At 33.2% G+C, this 2,669-nt stretch carries 2 protein-coding genes; both read left to right on the plus strand.

Annotated features, from left to right (window positions below; genetic code table 11):
• Positions 1–1,002: T9SS type A sorting domain-containing protein (locus tag B4E59_RS05250; protein ID WP_291051841.1), on the plus strand; the 1,002-nt coding region annotated here is incomplete at its 5' end.
• Positions 1,003–1,020: 18 nt separating this feature from the next.
• Positions 1,021–2,325, plus strand: a complete 1,305-nt coding sequence (locus tag B4E59_RS05255; RefSeq protein ID WP_291051843.1) for an OmpA family protein — start codon at positions 1,021–1,023, stop codon at positions 2,323–2,325.
• Positions 2,326–2,669 lie beyond the last annotated feature (344 nt).

Consider the following 2,669-nt stretch of genomic DNA (forward strand, 5'->3'; position numbering starts at 1 on the left):
GCTGCTTCACCAAACTATAACCTTACGTATCAGAAAGCAGATTTTGCGATTACTAAAGCTAGTTTAGTAGGTATTACATTTAATGACAATAGTTTTACATACGATGGTACAGCTAAATCCTTAGCTATTGTTGGATTGTTACCAAAAGGAACAACGGTTAACTATGTAAACAATAATCAGTCGCAAGCAGGTACATATACCGTTACTGCGAATATTACTGGTGGTAATAACTATCAAGATCAAACGCTAACTGCTGATTTAACGATTAATAAAGCAACACAAGTAATCACATGGACACAAGACTTAACAATTGGTTGTGATGGTGAAAATACATTGATACTGAATGCAACAGCATCAAGTGATTTACCAGTTTATTATACATCATCCAATTCAACTATTGCAGCTGTTATTGGAAATAGTTTGACATTCAATAAACAAGGTTCTGTAGATATTACAGCACAGCAAGATGGAAATAACAATTATTTACCTGCAACTCATGTCATAAAACAAGTGAACATGAGATTAATTGGAAAAGTCAAGAAAAAATGGGAGGATGTCTTAATTTTCGATAATTCATCAGATGATTTTGTGAGCTGGCAATGGTACAAAGATGGACAAGCAATTGTAGGTGCTCAAGGACAATATTATACATCTCCGACTCCGCTTAATGGTAGTTACATGGTAGTCGTGAAAGACAAAGATGGAAACACTATGGAAACATGCCCATTGGCTATTGTTGCAAGTCAACACAAAGGAGGTGTAAAAGTAGTTCCAAATCCTGCGCGACAAGGGACAACATTTACCATTAAAGCAGATTATCCATCTGAAGAATTGAAAGGTGCCAAAATTATGATAACAGATATCACAGGTAAATTGAACAAAGAGATCAATCAAGTATCACCAGAAGTGGTAACTCAAGTTCCTATGGTTCCAGGAATTTATATCATTTATTTATTCTTAGAAAATGGTAAACGTGAATCTGTAAAATTATTAGTGAATTAACTTTTGAACCTCAAAACGATGAAGAAAAAACAATTTATATTAAGCATTGCTATAGCTCTAATAGGAAATATCGGACAAGCACAAGAATGGAGTATTACGTTGAATGGAGGACCTCAAGGTTTAAATTATAATGTTTATAATGGAAAAACAACGTTAAAAACAAGTGGAAAAGTAGGTGTTGGTTACACCTACTTTATCAACCCAAATTGGAGCCTGATAACAGGAGTAGAATTTTCGCTCTTTCGCAATACAACTCGTTTAAATGATGAAATAAACAGTACGTATCAAGTCGATAGCGACGGTGATGCTTTCGAATATCGCGTACAAACAAAAGGTTATCAAGAAAAAAGTCGATTTTATGGCGTAAGTATCCCATTAATGGTTCAATACCATACCAAAGGAACAACACAATTTTATATCAATGCAGGAGGAAAAGTGGTATTTCCATTTAGTCAAAAATCTACAATTAACGTAAATGAGATTAAAACAAGTGGCTATTACGAAGACCTTAATGTAGAATTAACAAACTTACCACAACATGGTTTTGGAACATTAAATGATTGGAAAGCTGAAAACTCAACAAAGCTAAAGACAGGTTTTACTTTGAGCGCAGAAACAGGTGTTAGTTTCAAATTATCGGACAAAGTTAGAGTTTATACAGGTGTTTATCTCGATTATGGATTGAATGATATGGTTAAGCAAGTTGCAGTCAATAGTCCACTGGTAAACTACGAAGCAGAAAAGATGACTCAACTAGCAAATGGTGTGTTAAGTTCATCAAACATGATTGATCAATCGAAACTATTGGCATATGGTATACAAATAAAATTGGGTATTGGAAAATCTAAAACACAATTACTTTTGCCACCTCAAATAGAAGAAGCTAGTTTGGAAGAAGAAGTTTTACCTTCAGTAGTCGAACCGATAAAAGAACCGATAAAACAAGAAATACCAGAATTAAAACCTTTATCAGATAGTGACAAAAAAGAAATAGAAAAGCCAATAATTTTTGATCATTTAGGTCTTACAACTGTTTCTGTAAATCAACAAGAGCAATTGAGTAGAATTGCTGACTTACTAAAAAAACATGATTGGCAATCTATTCAAATAACTGGACATACATGTGATATAGGTACAGAAAATAGAAATCTACAAGTTGGTATGCAACGTGCGCAAGCTGTTTCAAATTACCTAATTAATAAAGGTATTCCAACTGAAAAGATTGAAATCATTTCGAAGGGTAAAACAGCTCCGCTTTACCCCAATTCAAATAATAACAATCGTCAGAAAAATAGACGAGTTGAAATCAATTTAAAAGAATAATTTTCTATTTTATTCATTAGTTATTGATATCATTCAAATAAATCCCTTTGTCTTTTTTAGATAAAGGGATTTTTATGTCATTCTAAACTCTGTTACAGAACCCCGATTACTATGTTTACCGAAATATCGAAGTGCAGAATCTTTGTATCACTTTTTTTCTAATTCTAATCCACTTTTAACAACGAATTTAAAAAACCGTCCTTGCTGAAAAGTCGAGTGTCAATTCGGCGTAAAGAGCGTTAAAAATGATTTATGTTCGCATTTTATATGCGAATGTTCTAAAGCATTTAGCGAGTAGCCATTATTGACCGATTTGTAAGCATAGACTTGTAATGCTTTGCATT

Origin of the sequence: Empedobacter sp. UBA2044, assembly GCF_002333005.1 — a bacterium.
Taxonomy (GTDB): domain Bacteria; phylum Bacteroidota; class Bacteroidia; order Flavobacteriales; family Weeksellaceae; genus Empedobacter; species Empedobacter falsenii_B.